General features: G+C 45.3%; 14 protein-coding genes. 7 read left to right on the forward strand and 7 right to left on the reverse strand.

All coding sequences use genetic code 11. The annotated features are described in order from the left end of the window. The first annotated feature begins 55 nt into the window (after positions 1-55). The gene (locus R7P35_RS05720) at positions 56-1,345 is read left to right on the forward strand and encodes a linear amide C-N hydrolase (RefSeq protein WP_017635214.1); all 1,290 of its coding nucleotides are present in this window, start codon (positions 56-58) and stop codon (positions 1,343-1,345) included. Positions 1,346-1,491: 146 nt separating this feature from the next. Here R7P35_RS05720 and R7P35_RS05725 read toward each other — a convergent pair whose 3' ends face one another. The 5 genes from R7P35_RS05725 to R7P35_RS05745 form a co-directional block, all read right to left on the reverse strand. Further along, complete coding sequence (locus tag R7P35_RS05725; RefSeq protein WP_005373458.1) at positions 1,492-2,535, reverse strand: GMP reductase; 1,044 nt, start codon at positions 2,533-2,535, stop codon at positions 1,492-1,494. Positions 2,536-2,971: 436 nt separating this feature from the next. Next, positions 2,972-4,513 carry an NAD(P)H-hydrate dehydratase gene (locus R7P35_RS05730; RefSeq protein ID WP_042522658.1) on the reverse strand — a complete coding sequence of 514 codons (1,542 nt, stop codon included), beginning with the start codon at positions 4,511-4,513 and terminating at the stop codon, positions 2,972-2,974. A gap of 86 nt (positions 4,514-4,599) precedes the next feature. Beyond that, entirely contained in the window at positions 4,600-5,037 is a 438-nt protein-coding gene (locus R7P35_RS05735) for a PAS domain-containing protein (RefSeq protein ID WP_005373463.1), read from the reverse strand. Then, positions 5,037-6,041, reverse strand: a complete 1,005-nt coding sequence (locus tag R7P35_RS05740) for a response regulator (protein ID WP_005373466.1) — start codon at positions 6,039-6,041, stop codon at positions 5,037-5,039. Before R7P35_RS05740 ends, R7P35_RS05735 begins: the two co-directional genes overlap by 1 nt. Positions 6,042-6,408: 367 nt before the next feature. After that, complete coding sequence (locus R7P35_RS05745; protein WP_206953449.1) at positions 6,409-7,317, reverse strand: aldo/keto reductase family oxidoreductase; 909 nt, start codon at positions 7,315-7,317, stop codon at positions 6,409-6,411. 95 nt (positions 7,318-7,412) lie between these two features. On the opposite strand from R7P35_RS05745, the gene R7P35_RS05750 reads away from it, so the two are divergent. Beyond that, on the forward strand, positions 7,413-7,826 hold the full coding sequence (locus R7P35_RS05750) for a helix-turn-helix domain-containing protein (protein WP_005387686.1): 414 nt from the start codon (positions 7,413-7,415) through the stop codon (positions 7,824-7,826). On the opposite strand, the gene R7P35_RS05755 is transcribed toward R7P35_RS05750, so the two are convergent. Beyond that, the gene (locus tag R7P35_RS05755) at positions 7,807-8,421 is read right to left on the reverse strand and encodes a hypothetical protein (RefSeq protein WP_242542021.1); all 615 of its coding nucleotides are present in this window, start codon (positions 8,419-8,421) and stop codon (positions 7,807-7,809) included. The two genes, R7P35_RS05750 and R7P35_RS05755, sit on opposite strands and share 20 nt — an antisense overlap. 478 nt (positions 8,422-8,899) lie before the next feature. Between R7P35_RS05755 and clcA the strand changes: the two genes are divergently transcribed. Next, on the forward strand, positions 8,900-10,303 hold the full coding sequence (clcA, locus tag R7P35_RS05760; RefSeq protein WP_206953448.1) for a H(+)/Cl(-) exchange transporter ClcA: 1,404 nt from the start codon (positions 8,900-8,902) through the stop codon (positions 10,301-10,303). Positions 10,304-10,564: 261 nt separating this feature from the next. Continuing rightward, a complete protein-coding gene (locus R7P35_RS05765) occupies positions 10,565-11,512 on the forward strand; it encodes a TDT family transporter (RefSeq protein WP_005373475.1) in 948 nt (315 codons plus the stop codon). Positions 11,513-11,556: 44 nt separating this feature from the next. Here R7P35_RS05765 and folE read toward each other — a convergent pair whose 3' ends face one another. Further along, positions 11,557-12,210, reverse strand: a complete 654-nt coding sequence (folE, locus tag R7P35_RS05770) for a GTP cyclohydrolase I FolE (RefSeq protein ID WP_005373478.1) — start codon at positions 12,208-12,210, stop codon at positions 11,557-11,559. A gap of 287 nt (positions 12,211-12,497) precedes the next feature. On the opposite strand from folE, the gene moeA reads away from it, so the two are divergent. The 3 genes from moeA to R7P35_RS05785 all read left to right on the forward strand — a co-directional run bounded on the left by moeA (position 12,498) and on the right by R7P35_RS05785 (position 16,774). Next, positions 12,498-13,733 carry a molybdopterin molybdotransferase MoeA gene (gene moeA, locus R7P35_RS05775; RefSeq protein WP_213904421.1) on the forward strand — a complete coding sequence of 412 codons (1,236 nt, stop codon included), beginning with the start codon at positions 12,498-12,500 and terminating at the stop codon, positions 13,731-13,733. Positions 13,734-13,742: 9 nt separating this feature from the next. Then, positions 13,743-14,492: a molybdopterin-synthase adenylyltransferase MoeB gene (gene moeB, locus R7P35_RS05780; RefSeq protein WP_213904420.1), complete on the forward strand. Its 750-nt coding sequence runs from the start codon at positions 13,743-13,745 to the stop codon at positions 14,490-14,492. A gap of 176 nt (positions 14,493-14,668) precedes the next feature. Continuing rightward, positions 14,669-16,774 carry an LruC domain-containing protein gene (locus tag R7P35_RS05785; protein ID WP_258458569.1) on the forward strand — a complete coding sequence of 702 codons (2,106 nt, stop codon included), beginning with the start codon at positions 14,669-14,671 and terminating at the stop codon, positions 16,772-16,774. The last annotated feature ends 7 nt before the right edge of the window (positions 16,775-16,781 follow it).

Raw genomic sequence — 16,781 nt, forward strand, 5'->3', positions numbered from 1 at the left:
TTCAGAGGGTTTCTTGGATATTCATCATTCAAGATAAACAACGGAAAGCATGGCTATGTGTACAGATGTTAATATCAATTATGGTTGCAACAACCAAACCTTATCCGCTAGAACCATGGAGTTTGCAGTTAACCTTCAGACCGAGATTTGGTTTAGAGCCCAACAAACTTACCAAATTACGACCTTTACTTCCGACGGAAAAGCCGACCGTGTTTTCAATGGTCAGCCGCCAAAACGTCACAGTAAAGAATGTGAGTTTCGAGCAAATTGGCAGGGAGAGTTGAGCTTCATACACTGCAATGCCATTACCCGGTATAATAACCCTCTTTTAACAGCTGATGGCATTAATGAATCTGGCCTTTCTGTTGGGTCACTGTACTTGCCCATTCTCAATCAAAATGTATCGACCTCTCACATCCCTGATGATGCCTTTGCATTAGGCAGCGGCCTGTTTGGTACTTTTATCTTGTCTACGTTTAATACTGTGGACGAGATGGTGACCTACTTCACCACCCACCCCGTTTACGTGTTTAACTCGACTATTTCAACTGGTGAAACAGAGAGTGACAACATGGCTTTGGACCAGCATTTCGTGATTCACGATGCAAATAATGACAGTGCCGTCATTGAGTTTCTTAACGGTAATATGCATATCTATCGAGCATTCAAAGAAAGCGATATGTTCAGCAAAGAGGAAAATCAGCAAGCACGCTATCAATGTACCGAATACGACTTTGATGATTATAAAGTGGTTGTGGACCACTCCTACGTTGGAGTAATGACTAACTGCCCAAATTACCATTGGCATGTCAATCACCTCTCTTATTTTTCCAATTTGCGCAACTACAACCCAGAACCGAACAATGAAGCAACCATGCAACGTCATGTCCAAGTGCCTGGCCCACTTCAATCAATCAATGGCGCTGGCTTGATGGGTCTACCCGCCGACCCAACACCGCCGTCTCGATTTGTACAAACCTATGCAATTAAGCAGTTAAGCGAACAACCAACTAACTTCGACGAAGCCTTCTCACTCGGACAAAAGCTACTTAATCGCGTTGATATACCTTTGGGCATCATGGCGAATGAGTTTGAGACATCCGATAACCCTGAAGTCTTTTTTAGTGATATTACCCAATGGAGCGTTATTAGACATAACAGTCATCAATCACCCGCGTTCTATCTGCGTACTTACGGAGACATGACTTGGCGAGTCGCTAATGTCAAAGACTATATTGGGTTAAATAGAGACTGTCAGATTTCAAGCGTTTTACAGCTCATGCCAGTTACAACATCATTACCGTTTGAACAAGTCGAATCTCGACCAACTATTAAAATCGCTTAGAGTTAATTTTGAAGCGCAAACAAATGAGAAGCAAAAAGCCAGAGTAAGAAATCAATCTCACTCTGGCTCATAGCTGCATATAGTATAGTTTTATCTGCTATAGATATAACGTATGGTTGCTTTTACACTTGTTACATTCAGTCGATTTACTCTTTACCGAACACGTTGTTCTCTTGTTCTTGAACGCGGATGAATGTAGTACGCTTGGTTAGCTCTTTAAGCTTTGCTGCACCTACGTATGTACATGTTGAGCGAACGCCTCCAAGGATGTCTTGAATAGTGCCGTGAACGCTACCACGGTATGGCAATAATACGGTTTTACCTTCAGCCGCACGGTAGCCAGCGACACCACCTGAGTGCTTATCCATCGCGCTCTTCGACGACATGCCATAGAATTTCATGAACTTCTCGCCGTCTTTCTCGATCACTTCGCCGCCTGACTCTTCGTGACCCGCTAGCATCCCACCTAGCATTACGAAGTCCGCGCCACCACCGAATGCTTTCGCTACGTCACCCGCACAAGAACAGCCACCGTCACCGACGATCATGCCACCAAGGCCGTGCGCTGCATCACCACACTCGATGATTGCAGAAAGCTGCGGGTAACCAACACCCGTTTTTACACGAGTTGTACATACAGAGCCTGGGCCGATACCCACTTTAACGATGTCTGCACCAGCTAGGATTAGCTCTTCACACATATCACCAGTAACCACGTTGCCTGCAGAAATGACCTTGTCTGGGAACTCTGCTCGCACGCGTTCAACATACTCGACCAAATGCTCTGAGTAACCATTTGCAATGTCGATACAAATGAAAATAAATTCATCTGAAAGTGCCATGATGTCTTTGGTTTTTTGGAAGTCTGCGTCAGATGTCCCAGTAGACACCATAACGTTATTCATGGTTACTTTATCTGCTGATTTAGCAAACTCAGCCCAATCTTCTACCGTGTAATGTTTGTGAACAGCGGTCATTACACCATGCTCAGCCAGCGCTTTAGCCATTGCAAAGCTACCAACCGAATCCATGTTTGCTGCGATTACTGGCACACCAGACCATTGACGACCACTATGCTTGAATGTAAAATCGCGGGTTAAATTTACTTGAGAACGGCTCTTAAGGGTAGAACGTTTCGGGCGAAACAGTACATCTTTAAAACCTAACTTAAGTTCTTGTTCGATACGCATTGTGTAATTCCTTGATTCATATGTATATGTGTCATTTCAGAGTGCGTAGTGATTTCGTTGGCAGACGAGTTCACTGTTCTTCGGACACAAAAAAACCGGAGCGTTGGCAGACGCTCCGGTTTTCAGCATTATAGGCTGTGATTTATTTCCTACAAGTCTGATATTTGAATTTTTTTTGTGATACCATCTTGAAAATCGCATATCAAAAACGCTCCCCAAGTCACCAAAACCTCTTATTATTTATAACTATCAACAACTTGAGAAAGCACTTAAGTTAACCCATTGCGCAAACCTTTGCGTCATATCTTAAAAATTAAAACGCATCACCTCTCAAATCTGCCTAAAACTCAATCACCTAATACTAAGATGCCCTGCTAATTCGTAAAAAAGTACTCAAAAAAATCGACCAATTTTCTCAAAAATGCATGAAATCTAATTAAACTCGATAGAGCTCTTGGATGATAGCGGTACGAAGAGTGCTAACGACATCACTTGCCAAAAGACCAATTTGACCATTCTGACTCACGTTTATATCAGCAGCATGACTGTGAAGTACCACACCTAAACGTGCGGCAACAGAAATTGGTAAACCTTTGGCTAGTAATGCACCAATGACTCCAGATAACACATCTCCCATTCCCCCCGTCGCCATTCCGGCGTTACCCGCTAGACAGACGTACATTCTCGTTCCATCGTAAATAAGCGTCCCCGCGCCTTTTAAAACCACTACACCGCCATAACGCTCTTGCAGTTGTCTTGCAGCAGAGTATCGGTCACTTTCTATTTGTTGAATGGTTACATTTAGTAGTCGAGCTGCCTCTCCAGGATGCGGCGTGATCACTCGATGGTTGTCGCACACTAGAGTGCCATCGCATCGCTGGCTCAGCATCGCTAGAATATTGAGGCCATCAGCATCAACAACTTTAGGTTTCTGCTCTTGAGCCAGATATTGATAGGCTTGATAAGCCCACTCATCATCTCCAAAGCCAGGACCAAACACTAATACGTCAGCCCAGCGTATGCGTTTAGTTAAGTCGTTCTCAGTATCCCTGAGTAAGTCAGCGGTGATGCTCTGGCTCATTACTTCTGGGCAACCAACCTGCAGTGGAATAAGGCTACTCGTGTGAGTAATTGCGGCAGTTAAACCCGCTCCGGCTCTAATCGCAGCGGAGGAACATAAACGAATCGCTCCAGACATCCCTTGGTTGCCACCAACACAAAGCAACTTCCCGTTGTCACCTTTATGGACCGTTGGATTTGGCTTGGGCATTAATCTTGAAACAACCTGATGATCAATACCTAATGCACTTTCTACTTCGATAGTATCAAACTTAGTATTGACGCCTAAACCACAAAAGTAGAGCTCGCCAACTCGATCTCTCGCTTGTCCAGTGCATAAGCCTTGCTTAACCCCAATGAAGGTTACAGTATGCTCGGCACGAATAGCATCACCTAAAACTGCACCTGTATTAGCACACAGACCAGAAGGAACGTCGACTGCAATCACAGGGGTATGAATTTGATTAATTTGGTCAATATAGCGACGATACTCCGAACGAACCTCACCGCTTAAACCAGTGCCTAACATGGCATCGATGATCACATCTGCTTCTAGCAATGCGGTATTCCATTCATCCCAATCATTGTTAACACCGTCGATTGACTGCCAGTCTTGGTATGCGCGCAAAGCATCACCTTTTAGCACAGATACATCACCAATTTGGAAAACATGTACATTGAGTTGAGCTTGTTTCGCAAGAGATGCAAATACGTAACCATCGCCACCGTTATTCCCTTTACCGCAAATCACTAAGATATTTTTTGATTTAGGATACAGATGTAAAAAGCGCTCATACACGGCCATACCAGCGCGTTGCATTAAGCTATACATAGAAACACCAGCCATTTGCGCAGCCAGCGTTTCACCGTTTTTTACTTGCTCTGCGGTGTAGAGTTTTAGGGCGAGATTAAAGTCCATATTCACGTTCTACGCATTGGGAAACACAATTATAAGTATACAAAAAAGCCAAGGCGGACCTTGGCTTTTGAGAAAGTTTTTTATCGCTATTGATTCTGAGACATCAGAGCTTCAGCCGTCGCGTCTTGTATAGACAAAAACAACGAGTTGATTTTTCCAGTCGGTGTGCGCATTGGGTTCAACGTAACATTCTGGTACATAAACTCCGCTTGCTGCGTAACTGGTCGAACATTGCGACAGCAGAATAAGTAAGGTCGTTGTCGCCATGTGATGAAGCTGCGACAGCCTAGGTCATACACTGGTTTTGTTTTTAATTTAAACCACTCCTGTGGGATTTCAGGGAAGATATCAAATATAGAACGACCTATCGCATCATGAGACTGCAAACCACTGTGATGAGTCATAAACCCATTCCAGACCTGTACATTGTAATCTCGATCAATGACCACTAAGCCCATGTCAACGTTTTGTACCATATCCACCATCCAATGGAATTGTTCAAACTCTGCTGGCATATTCAACATTAGAACTCCTCCATTAGATAAGACAGTTTGTTATCAAGCAGCGGCAAGGATTCGTCCACAAACATAAACAACAAGTCACAACGAATCGACGTTCCTTCAATGTTGTAGCTCACTTCGAATGTCATCGTGCGGCTGAATGCTCCAGTTGTAGATTCAATGATCGAGTCAATTGAGATATGCTGACCAAGGAGTACTGGTGGACTTTGGAAGAATCGGACTTCAGACTGCTCGCCTAAACCATTTAAGAACGACCCCACCAAAATATTAGAAATATCCATTAGCAGCTCAAGCTCTTCTAGCTCTTCGCTGTCTGCTGGTACTTTCATCAACTTTTTGAGATCAGATACGCTTGAATCACTCAAAATCACTAGCGCTTCGCCAGCAATACCTTCGCCACAAAATCCCTGACAAACACCCGATACGTTGTCATGCGACGCCAAGTCGCGTAGGGCCATGTGAAGTTCGCTCACTTCAAAGATATTGACGTTCGGCAGAGGTAGTTGCACAAACACATCAAAGTGACGCGCCAATGCATCGGCTGCTCGACCAATTGAAACGTTAGCCACTTCCATGTAAATATCGCGACGACGTAAAATCGGTAACTCAATAGAGACAGGCGTGATAATTTGAGGACGAGGTTCTGGCTCGACCAACTCTTTAAGCGCCTTCTTGAGTTCATCTTTGGCGATCGGTTTTTGAATAAACGCTTTTGCACCCAGTGCGAACACGCGCTCTTTCGCTTTAGGTTGGATATCCCCCGACACAACAACCACCGGAGTTTTATCCCCCAACCGTTGCATGTGCTCTAGTGTTTCAAAGCCATCCATTTCTGGCATGGTCAAATCAAGAAACATCAATTTAAACTCGTTTTTTTCGAGTTCTTCTAGCGCGTTTTTTCCGTGGATAGCAAACGTAATATCGGCATTCAATGTGGCTGGTAGTGATCTCGCCATCTGTTTGCGTGCTAACGCTGAATCATCACAGATGAGTACGGGAAAAGACATTCAATCACCTTTTTATATTCCACAATCTGCGCCGGAGTCTAACAGATTGTTACAGCATGTAATACGAGAAAACTGACGAGTTTTTTATTTCTTTATTATTCAATAAGCATACGCAATATGAATGAATGAGTGAACAAAATGACTAAAAAGCAAGCATCACATTCGCTGTTTAGTGACATAAAACAAACATGGGTAAAACTCCTCCACCCAAAGTAAGCAAAAAGTTGCAGCTAACATCCAAAGCCCATTTTTGCTCGAATTTCATTCTTTCCATTTCCATAATGGGTAAACAGTAACGCGCTAAAACTAAAAAGGCACCCTGCTAGAGGATGCCTTTAATAACAATTTCATCGATAAGATATCAATTCTATGGCACACCATGGTCTTTAGAAGCCACCCATACGCGATACCATTGCTCTCGAGTAAGTTCGATGTTCAATGCATTAACTGCAGTTTGCACACGCTCGATTTTACCAGAGCCAATGATTGGAATAGGGTTAGATGGCAAACGACGTACCCAGGCATAAATTACTTGGTCAATACTCGCTGCGCCCACTTCTTCACGAATTGCTTCTAATTCGTTACGGACACGAACAGCTTGCTCACTGTCACCACTAAAAATTGAACCTCCACCGAGGCAAGACCAAGCCATTGGTCGCGTACGCAACATTTGCATTTGGTCAAGCGTTCCATCGTGAGCAACCTCAAAGTTAAGTGGGTTGATTTCCACTTGGTTAGTAACCAACGGCTTACCTAAGCGAGATTGCAGCAGTTCAAACTGGCGTGGAGTGAAGTTAGACACGCCAAAGTGCTTCACTTTGCCGACTTTGTGAAGCTCAGAAAATGCTTCTGCAACCTCGTCCGCATCCATTAACACGTCAGGACGATGAATTAAAAGTACGTCGATTTCATCCACATTCAAACGTTCTAGCGAGTTATTCACCGATTGGTAGATATGTGCTGAGCTCGTGTCGTAGTGATTGATCTTACGCTCTGGCGTTTTATCGCCACACAAATTGATGTCGCATTTCGTCACGATCTGAATTTGCTCACGAACACTCTTGTCTAAAGCTAACGCTTCACCAAACAACGCCTCACACTCGTAATTACCGTAGATGTCGGCGTGATCGACTGTCGTAATGCCTAACTCAATGTGTTGCTTAAGAAATGACAAACGCTCTTGAGCCGTCATTCCCCACTCAACTGCACGCCAATATCCTTGAACCAGCTCTGAGAACTCTGGGCCTTTTGGTGCAGTTACTACTTTTGCAACCATGGGTTTTCTCCTTCAATTGATCTGCATTCATCGTAGTCTTGTTTTCGTACCGGCTCAACGGGTAAACTTTCGCAATTCGAACTGGAGTACGAAATATGTCTTTTGCCCAACGCCTAGCCACCCTGATCGGAGAAGAAAGCATCAGCGGGTTCGCTCGACGCGTCGATGTGTCTGAAGCTTTAATACGCAAATACCTTAAAGGCAGTGAACCTAGCCTAACCAAAGCAAATCAAATTGCAATGCGCGCCAATTGCTCTCTCGAATGGTTAGCAACGGGATGTGGTTATTTATATCGCCGTGCTGAAGTCGTGGATATGGATGCGTACAAACTTGCCTTTCAACACGTTATGAATCAGCCGTTGTCAGACGATGCAGAAGAGCTACACCGCAAGCTAATCGCAGGCTATCAATACCTGCGCGCTCACAAAAAATCGGATGGTTTTTTGGACGAATCTGCAATGGCGACCTTCCTATCTCTCCATAAAGAATCTAAAAACGAGTCACTTTGACCTCGATAATTTCGCCATCACTGCGCAATTGCACATTTAAGGACGGTGATGGCGTCAGAAACTCGTCCGGTTTTACCCAAAGCAAACTTCGAATCGCTTCTTGCGGATAGCGGTTCATCAACAAAATAACTTCTTTATCGACAAGTTCGGAAGATTTCTTTTCCAGAGCTTCAACGACATCATAGTGTTCTTGTCCGATAGTAACTCTGCGTAAAACTAACCCATCCTTTCTTAAGTTGAGGAGTAAGTCATTCAGACGCTGCCACTCGTATTCAGTGAGAAACGAGAACTGAGCACTTTCTCTTCTCAAAACCACTTCACCATACAAGTGCTGCTGGTAGTACGAAAAATCATCCAAACAAAATGCGCTGATAAACGTTGAATTGTCTAGCAGCTGCACTTCGCAACTATACCAGCTCCCACTTTTTTCTATACGTTCTTTTAGATTGGAATATGGCATAGCTGACAACGTGTCTTGCCACCAGCTCGGCGTTGAAAGTGCCGGAAACGTTACCGAACAACAACATAAAGAAAGTAAGAGTCGAAGATAAAAGCGCATGCACTGCTCTAGTTGGTTGACATCGAACCAAGACATTACTAACTGCAAGAAAATGTTCAAGAGAAAAATAGTGGCAGGTGGCGATGAAAGTTATGGTGATGAAAGTTATAACGCAGAAATTAAGAAGGCGCACATGTTCGTGCGCCTCTACCTCGTTACTCAATCGTGAGTGTGCGAATCGGCGATGTCTATTGATGCATCCCGAACATAAAACGAGGACTTACCGTAGGGTTTGAATCCATCCAAATTGTGTGTAAAACCTCACATCCCTCCTTCTGAAGCAGTCATGTTGCTTTACATTTAAAGCATGGTTCATTTTTCTCAAAAAACAAGTTTTTTATCCTAAATTATGAGAGCAATAGCACAATAGCACAATCTGAGTGAATGAATAATATCGCGACACTTCGAACACTCAATAGTGAAAAGCTAAATTGCATCTTTATTGATTAGGTCTAGACTCTGCGAAGCGTATACTTTCTTTCGTACCTTCCCCCAGCAACAGGAGAGCTTGTTAATGACCAAACGCGAGAGAATTGTGAAATCTGTGTTAGCGCACGTACCGAAAGATGCGATTAACCAGTTTGTCTCTCGAGGGTCAACACCATTTTCTGTTCTCATTATGGCGGCCATTGTAGGTACGTTGGCTGGTTTTGTCGGTACGTATTTCGAGCTTGCCGTTCATTTCGTTTCTGAAACACGAACAGAATGGTTAAGAAGCGAAATTGGTAATGTTCTACCATTGTGGCTGGCAGCGGTTCTCATTAGCGCACTTTTAGCTTTTGTTGGCTATTTTCTTGTGCACCGCTTTGCGCCAGAAGCGGCAGGCTCTGGTATTCCTGAAATCGAAGGGGCAATGGATAATATTCGTCCAGTGCGCTGGTGGCGAGTTCTACCAGTAAAATTCTTCGGCGGCATGGGCGCACTTGGCTCAGGTATGGTGCTGGGTCGTGAAGGCCCAACCGTTCAAATGGGTGGTGCTGTAGGTCGAATGGTGACCGATATATTCCGGGTAAAGGATGACGATACCCGCCACTCCCTGCTCGCTTCTGGTGCTGCTGGCGGTTTGGCTGCGGCCTTTAATGCCCCACTCGCAGGCATTATGTTCGTTGTGGAGGAAATGCGACCTCAGTTTCGCTACTCTTTGATCTCAATTCGCGCAGTGATCATTTCTGCCATTATGGCGAACATAGTGTTTCGCGCCATCAACGGGCAAGACGCCGTTATCACTATGCCGCAATACCAGTCGCCAGAGCTTCAAACCCTATGGCTGTTTTTATTGCTTGGCGCATTGTTTGGCGTGTTTGGCGTGATCTTCAATAAACTGATTACCGTGGCACAAGACAGTTTTGTCGCAATTCACAAAAACGATCGTAAGCGCTACTTGATTGTAGGTTCGTTACTGGGAGGCGTGTTTGGCTTGCTTCTTTTGTACGTACCCCAACTAACTGGTGGTGGTATCGGCCTTATTCCTGACATTACTAACGGTAACTACTCGGTATCTATTTTAGTTTTGCTTTTCTTTGGTCGTGTAATTACAACCCTGCTCTGTTTTGGTTCTGGTGCGCCGGGAGGCATCTTTGCACCTATGCTTGCTCTGGGAACCTTATTTGGCTACGCGTTCGGAGCAAGTGCTGATGTCTTGCTCCCTGCGCTTGATATCGAGCCTGGTGTATTTGCGATTGCGGGCATGGGTGCCCTGTTTGCTGCAACGGTACGTGCACCGATTACTGGTATTCTGTTAGTGATTGAAATGACGAATAACTACTACTTAATCCTGCCATTGATCATTACTTGTTTGGGCGCTGTGATTATTGCTCAATTGTTGGGTGGACAACCTATTTACAGCCAGTTGCTGCATCGCACAATCAAAAACGAAAAGTTACGCCAACAGGATCTACCGGAGAATCAATCAACATAACATTCTCTTTGTTATCACTTCGCTCCAGACTATCGAAGGGTTTGGAGCGATAAACTCTGCGTTTTTACATCTTTTCCCAAATATTCGATACCAAACTCACAAAATTATCATTCTCTGATATTTGCTCACCACCTTTCATGAGAAACCCCTCTCCATACTTGTTAGTATTCGCTACCTAAATAGAGCATTTCATCCAAATCGTCATGTTTTGTTTCATTCAGGCAAAAATCAAATGGAGTAGATTTGAACTGGAGAAGACTTGTGCAGTTTTATAGTGTCCCGCCGTCTCAAGCCGCGTTGGCACTAGGTATGATAGGTTTAGGGCAAGCTTGGGCACTCTATGTTCCTGAGATTGGTGAACCGATACGCCCATTTTTGGCGTCACTCGGCGCACTTTTACTCGCCCCTGTACTCATAAAATATGCCGCTAATCCACGATTATTCATGGTCGACATTCGTCACCCGCTGAGTGGTAGTTTAATGGCACCAATGAGTATGGCGTTACTGATCCTTGCAGACTATCTTGCCGCTGTAGCGCCTATCATCGCTTATCCACTTTGGTTTATGGCGCTTTTGCTGCATTTTACTATGATGGTGCTGTTTTTTAGCTTTCAGCTAATGAACTTCAAAATGTCCAATATCGTACCGAGTTGGTTTCTTTATCCGGTGGGGCTGATCAGTAGTTCACTAGCCGGTTCTCAACTAGGTCACAACTTATTCTCCGAAACGTTAGCGATGATGTGCATCGGCATTTATTTCTTCATGCTGCCACTCGTGTTGTATCGTTTGGTGTTTTTCGGCTCTCTACCAAGGCGAGCAAGACCGACCCTCGCGATTATGGCCGCGCCGGTAAACTTGTCATTAGCAGCATACTTGGTGAACTTTCCCTTACCTGATCCGATACTGACAGGCGCATTGGCAGGGATCGCCATCACTATGACGTTATTGATCTACTTATGTTACTTCCGCTTACTTCGCTTGAAGTTTCAACCTTCTATCGCGGCAGTAACCTTTCCTTCCGTGATCAGCGCCATCGCAATGCATCGCTTGACCTCTTTTTTCGCCGAATCGCACCCTCACTGGCACTGGCTACACGACTTTGGTTTTCTAGAGCTCAGTATCGCGACTGTATTGGTTGTTTGGGTATCGGCAGGTTACGTCAAAATGTATTGGCCAGAAATCATGAAGTCATTTTCTAAACAAGCATAAAAAAAGGATGGCGTTTGCCATCCTCTCAGAATAGTGCTTGATACTTAGCGTAAACCGTGCAGAAACTCGGCTCGCGTCGCTGGGTTGCTTTTGAAGATACCACCCAATGCTGTTGTCGTCGTTTCGCTGGTTGCATCCATCACACCACGAGATTTTACGCAGTAGTGTGTTGCGTCAATCGTCACTGCCACATCATCAGACTCAAGCAACGTTTGAAGAGCAACAAGAATCTGCTGAGTCATACGCTCTTGTACTTGCGGACGCTGGGCAAAGAAGCGAACGATACGGTTGATCTTTGACAGGCCAATGATCTTGCCACGTGGAATGTAAGCCACAGCAGCCTTGCCATCGATGGTCACAAGGTGGTGTTCACAAGTACTGGTCACTGTGATGTCCTTCACGCGAACCATCTCGCTCACGTTCATCTTGTTCTCAATCACCGTGATTTTAGGAAAGTTGGAGTAATCCAGACCAGAGAAGATTTCGTCAACGTACATCTTAGCAATGCGGTGAGGGGTCTCTTCTAGGCTATCGTCAGTGAGGTCAAGTTGAAGTAGACCTAAAATCTCACGCATGTGGTGTTCGATCTTCTCTTTCTTCTCTTCACGACTTACGTTATTTGGACGCATTGGCGTTTCCAAACCGCGTTGCTCTAGCGCTTCTTTTACTAACTTCGCTGACTCGCTAAGACCTGACATTCCACTTCCTCTTTTGTTTTACTTCAGCCTTCGTACAAACCCAATCAAAATTGCATTCATACTTTTCGCTTTGAGTTGCTCAGTTCGTGTCTTTACACCAAGTCACATCAGATGAAGGTACTGAGCTGATTTTCTTGAGCTCCGCAGGTTTTTTACCCCTTTTGGATGGCTGACAAGGATACTCGGATTTTTGAATAATTACACCCATATTTTATAGGTGGACATTCTTACTCAGTCCCCTTTTATGGTAAAGTTGCCACAAAACAAAAGAACACAGGATTTTCTCAATGGGCTGCTGCGACGCACCTGGCTTGATGCCAATTGAAGAAGCGATGGACAAAATGCTATCGCGAATCAAACCTATCCAAACAACGCTTTCTCTTCCACTTGCTGACGCACTCGGTTTTGTACTGGCAGAAGACATCCTGTCTCCTATTCACGTACCGCCATTCGATAACTCAGCAATGGATGGTTACGCTATTCGCATTCAAGATCTTGAGTCATCTTCTGTATTGCCTCTGGCAGGTAAATCATTTGCAGGACAACCTTTTGAAGGTGAATGGCCTCAAGGTACCTGTGTTCGCATCATGACTGGCGCAAAAATCCCACAGGGTTGTGATGCCGTTATCATGCAAGAAAACACAGAAGTAACGGATGCTGGCATTCAGTTCAACCAAACCGACGTGAAGCCACAAAACAACATCCGCCCAACAGGTGACGACATCAAGCAAGGCGACATCGTGCTTGCACAAGGCGCACGTTTAACACCTCGCGATATTCCGATGATTGCGTCTCTTGGTGTTAGCCACGTGACAGTAGTACGTAAGCCAAAAGTTGCTTTCTTCTCTACTGGCGATGAGCTTAAACCACTGGGCGAACCGCTAGACGAAGGTCAGATCTACGACAGCAACCGTTACGGTATTAAACCGCTTATCGAGAACTTCGGTTGTGAAGCCGTTGATCTAGGCATCATTCCAGATTGCCCAGAGACTCTAAAAGCAACCTTTGAACAAGCGCAAACTTTGGCAGATGTGGTCGTGACCTCAGGCGGTGTCAGTGTCGGCGAAGCGGATTACACCAAAGACATTCTTGAAGAGCTTGGTGAAATCGGTTTCTGGAAGCTAGCAATCAAGCCGGGTAAACCTTTCGCATTTGGTAAGCTAAGTACAGCTTGGTTCTGTGGTCTGCCGGGTAACCCTGTTTCTGCAGTTCTTACTATGTACGTGCTTGTTCAACCAATGCTGGCAAAACTTGCAGGCCATACAGAATGGAAAGCACCCGAGTCTATTCCTGCAACAACCAAAACCGCCTTTAAGAAAGCGCCAGGTCGTACCGATTACCAACGTGGTATCTACAAATTGGAAGATGGTAAGTTTGTGGTTGAAACAACCGGTAACCAGAGCTCTGGCGCATTCCGCTCCATGAGCCTAGCGAACTGTTTTGTTGTATTAGAACGTGAACGCGGCCGAGTTGAAGTGGGCGAAACGGTTCAGATTCAACTATTCAACTCAACCCTTTACTAGGAAGTCGTTGTGGATATTCTTTCCGATCAGGAAATGTTGCGTTACAACCGCCAAATCATTCTTCGTCAGTTTGACTTTGAAGGACAAGAAGCACTCAAACAAGCATCGGTATTGATGCTTGGTGCTGGCGGTTTAGGCTGTGCATCGAGCCAATATTTGGCGACGGCTGGTGTCGGTAAAATCACGCTGATTGATGATGATATCGTCGAGCTGTCTAACCTTCAGCGCCAAGTGCTGCACCACGATGCGGATATTGGTCGTAAGAAGGTAGAGTCGGCGGCCGATGCGCTACGCGAGCTTAACCCGCACATTATCGTAGATACCATCGCAAAACGTCTTGATGATACCGCGTTAGAGAGCCTGATTACGCAGCACACTATTGTTGTCGATGCATCAGATAACGTCGATACGCGCAATCAACTTAACCGCCTATGTTTTGCGACCAAAACACCGCTAATTTCAGGCGCGGCCATTCGTATGGAAGGCCAAGTGAGTGTGTTTACTTACGATGACCCAACGCAACCATGTTACCAGTGCTTAAGTGCCCTCTTCGGCAGCGGTGCGTTAAGTTGTGTCGAAGCTGGAGTCATGGCGCCTGTTGTGGGTATTGTTGGCGCAGTACAAGCGATGGAAGCGATTAAAGTGATTGCTGATTACGGCCAGCCAAAGAAAGGCAAAATTCTGATTTTGGACGCGCTCAGCATGTCTTGGCGAGAAATGAATCTGATGAAAATGCCCTCCTGTCCGGTTTGTAGTTAATTCTATACCTCTAATCATTCCCAAAAAGCCCAACTCGATGTTGGGCTTTTTTCTCATTTTGACAATCAGATTTAAAACCCTTCTTCTTACAAACCTTAATTTCATAAAATTCAAAAACTTAAAATTTGGCACATTCCTTTCATTGCATATATTACGAACCAATGAGAGGGCGAATTATGAAAAGGACATCACTATTACTTGGGTCTCTAATAGCGAGCGCTTACGCACAAGCGGCGCCATTTGACACATGCCCAAGCAAAGCATACCTATTCCAATCAACCCCGGTTCAAATCTATGGCGTCAATTTGGTTACAGGTTCTACGACTCTTTTAGAGGACGACACAGGTTTGGCTTCGGGCATCAACGGTGTAGGCTTTAACTTCACTGACCGTTATATCTACGGATACGACACCACAAACAAAAAGATTGTTCGTCTTGGTCAAGACTTCCAAGCAGAGACGCTTGATGTTTCGGGTCTTCCTACCGACCACACGTTTTACGTAGGTGACGTTTACAACCACGTCTACTACTTGTACCGCAAAGGCAAAGGACTTTTCTCCATTGACCTTTCTCCGCTCGATTCTGATCCAAATGCGACATTGAGCATCGTGAAAATTAGTTCAACAGCGACGGTGAACCTAACCGACTTTGCATTCCATCCAGGCGACGGTTCCCTTTACGGCATCGACAATAACTCTGGAGTGCTATATCAGTTCAACCCATCAAATGGTAGCGCAACTGCGATTGGTGACACTGGCGAGTTAGGCACATTTGGTGCTGGCTACTTCGATGTAAACGGCAACTACTACGTGTCACGCAACCAAGACGGCAAAATCTATCGTGTTGACCTTTCGGAAGGTAACGCAGCCAATATCGCAGCAGGTATCGTTCCTGCGGTTGAGTTTGTATCCAACGGTCCAAGCTCAAGCCAAAATGACGGTGCACGTTGTGCAAATGCTCCGGTGATTAACGAAGACGAGCCAATTGATTTCGGTGATGCTCCAGACAGCTACCACACAACACTTGCGTCAAACGGTCCTCGTCACGAAGTGGACGGTGTAACTTGGCTTGGTTCCGTCGCTCCAGATGGTGATGCCGACGGACAGGCAAACGATAACTCTGTGGGCACAGCCGATGAAGATGGTGTTGGTTTTGTATCCGCACTTGATCCAGGCTTAAGCTCAATTGTGAATGTGACAGCTTCTACTTCTGGCTACCTATCAGCATGGTTTGACTGGAACCGCGATGGTGACTTTGATGATGAAGGTGAGCAAGTCTTTACCGACCAATTACTGTCTGCGGGTAATAATCCCCTACCGTTTGTAGTTTCAACCGCTGCAACGGAAGGTTCAAGCTGGAGTCGATTCCGCTTTAGCCAACAAACCGGATTAAACTACGATGGTGGCTCAACGTCTGGTGAGGTGGAAGATTACCCAATTACCATCACTGGTAATGGTTACTCAGTGGAGTATTTCCCGAGTGCAGAAGATTACGCCACCGTGGCTTACGAAGATAACTGGCCATACACCGCAGACTACGACATGAACGATGTGGTCGTGAAATTCCGCATCACTGAAACCAGTCTTGCTGGTCATGTTGAGAATATCCAGATTACAGGTGACCTAGCGGCCTACGGCGCAAGTTACAAAAATGGCTTCGCAATCCGACTACCGGGTGTATTGAGAAGCTCGATTGAAAACGGATTAACAACGCTATCCTTCAATGGTGTAGAGCAAGCATCTAATGGCTTGGAAAGTATTTCTGATGAAGCCATTTTCATCATCAGTGAAGACTTAAGCACACACGCGGCGAGCAGCTGTAGCTACTTCCGCACCGAGTCTGGCTGTGATGATAACGTTTCACTCACCTTTACCTTGAATGTGTACTTCACTGAAGGCTCTGACCGTTCAGCTATTCAAGCCATGCCATACGACCCGTTCATCTTCGCAACGCCTGGGACTTATCATGGCGACGGGATTACCTTCCAGCCAGGTCGTAAATGGGAAGTTCATTTAGCAGACCAAGCACCAACAGAACAGTTTGATGACCAAAACCTCTTCGGTGTCGGCGTCGATGCAAGTGACCCTGCACAAGGTGTGTACTTCAAAACAGCAAACAACTTACCTTGGGCACTGTTGATAGTAGAAGATTGGGATTGGCCGCTAGAGCGTGTAGACATGGTCGATGCATACCCTCAATTCCAAACTTGGGCTGAGTCTGGTGGCGAACTAAGCACAGATTGGCACACCGCTCCAACACCTAACAAATGCTACATTCCATAGGGAGATA

It is taken from the genome of Vibrio sp. Vb0304 (assembly GCF_033338995.1).
GTDB lineage: Bacteria > Pseudomonadota > Gammaproteobacteria > Enterobacterales > Vibrionaceae > Vibrio > Vibrio alginolyticus.

What these genes read in the sequence shown, in the direction of transcription:
- R7P35_RS05720 (WP_017635214.1), top strand. Translation starts at nt 56, where the DNA reads ATGTGTACAGATGTTAATATCAATTATGGTTGCAACAACCAAACCTTA.
- R7P35_RS05725 (WP_005373458.1), bottom strand. Translation starts at nt 2,535, where the DNA reads ATGCGTATCGAACAAGAACTTAAGTTAGGTTTTAAAGATGTACTGTTT.
- R7P35_RS05730 (WP_042522658.1), bottom strand. Translation starts at nt 4,513, where the DNA reads ATGGACTTTAATCTCGCCCTAAAACTCTACACCGCAGAGCAAGTAAAA.
- R7P35_RS05735 (WP_005373463.1), bottom strand. Translation starts at nt 5,037, where the DNA reads ATGTTGAATATGCCAGCAGAGTTTGAACAATTCCATTGGATGGTGGAT.
- R7P35_RS05740 (WP_005373466.1), bottom strand. Translation starts at nt 6,041, where the DNA reads ATGTCTTTTCCCGTACTCATCTGTGATGATTCAGCGTTAGCACGCAAA.
- R7P35_RS05745 (WP_206953449.1), bottom strand. Translation starts at nt 7,317, where the DNA reads ATGGTTGCAAAAGTAGTAACTGCACCAAAAGGCCCAGAGTTCTCAGAG.
- R7P35_RS05750 (WP_005387686.1), top strand. Translation starts at nt 7,413, where the DNA reads ATGTCTTTTGCCCAACGCCTAGCCACCCTGATCGGAGAAGAAAGCATC.
- R7P35_RS05755 (WP_242542021.1), bottom strand. Translation starts at nt 8,421, where the DNA reads ATGTCTTGGTTCGATGTCAACCAACTAGAGCAGTGCATGCGCTTTTAT.
- clcA (WP_206953448.1), top strand. Translation starts at nt 8,900, where the DNA reads ATGACCAAACGCGAGAGAATTGTGAAATCTGTGTTAGCGCACGTACCG.
- folE (WP_005373478.1), bottom strand. Translation starts at nt 12,210, where the DNA reads ATGTCAGGTCTTAGCGAGTCAGCGAAGTTAGTAAAAGAAGCGCTAGAG.
- moeA (WP_213904421.1), top strand. Translation starts at nt 12,498, where the DNA reads ATGGGCTGCTGCGACGCACCTGGCTTGATGCCAATTGAAGAAGCGATG.
- R7P35_RS05785 (WP_258458569.1), top strand. Translation starts at nt 14,669, where the DNA reads ATGAAAAGGACATCACTATTACTTGGGTCTCTAATAGCGAGCGCTTAC.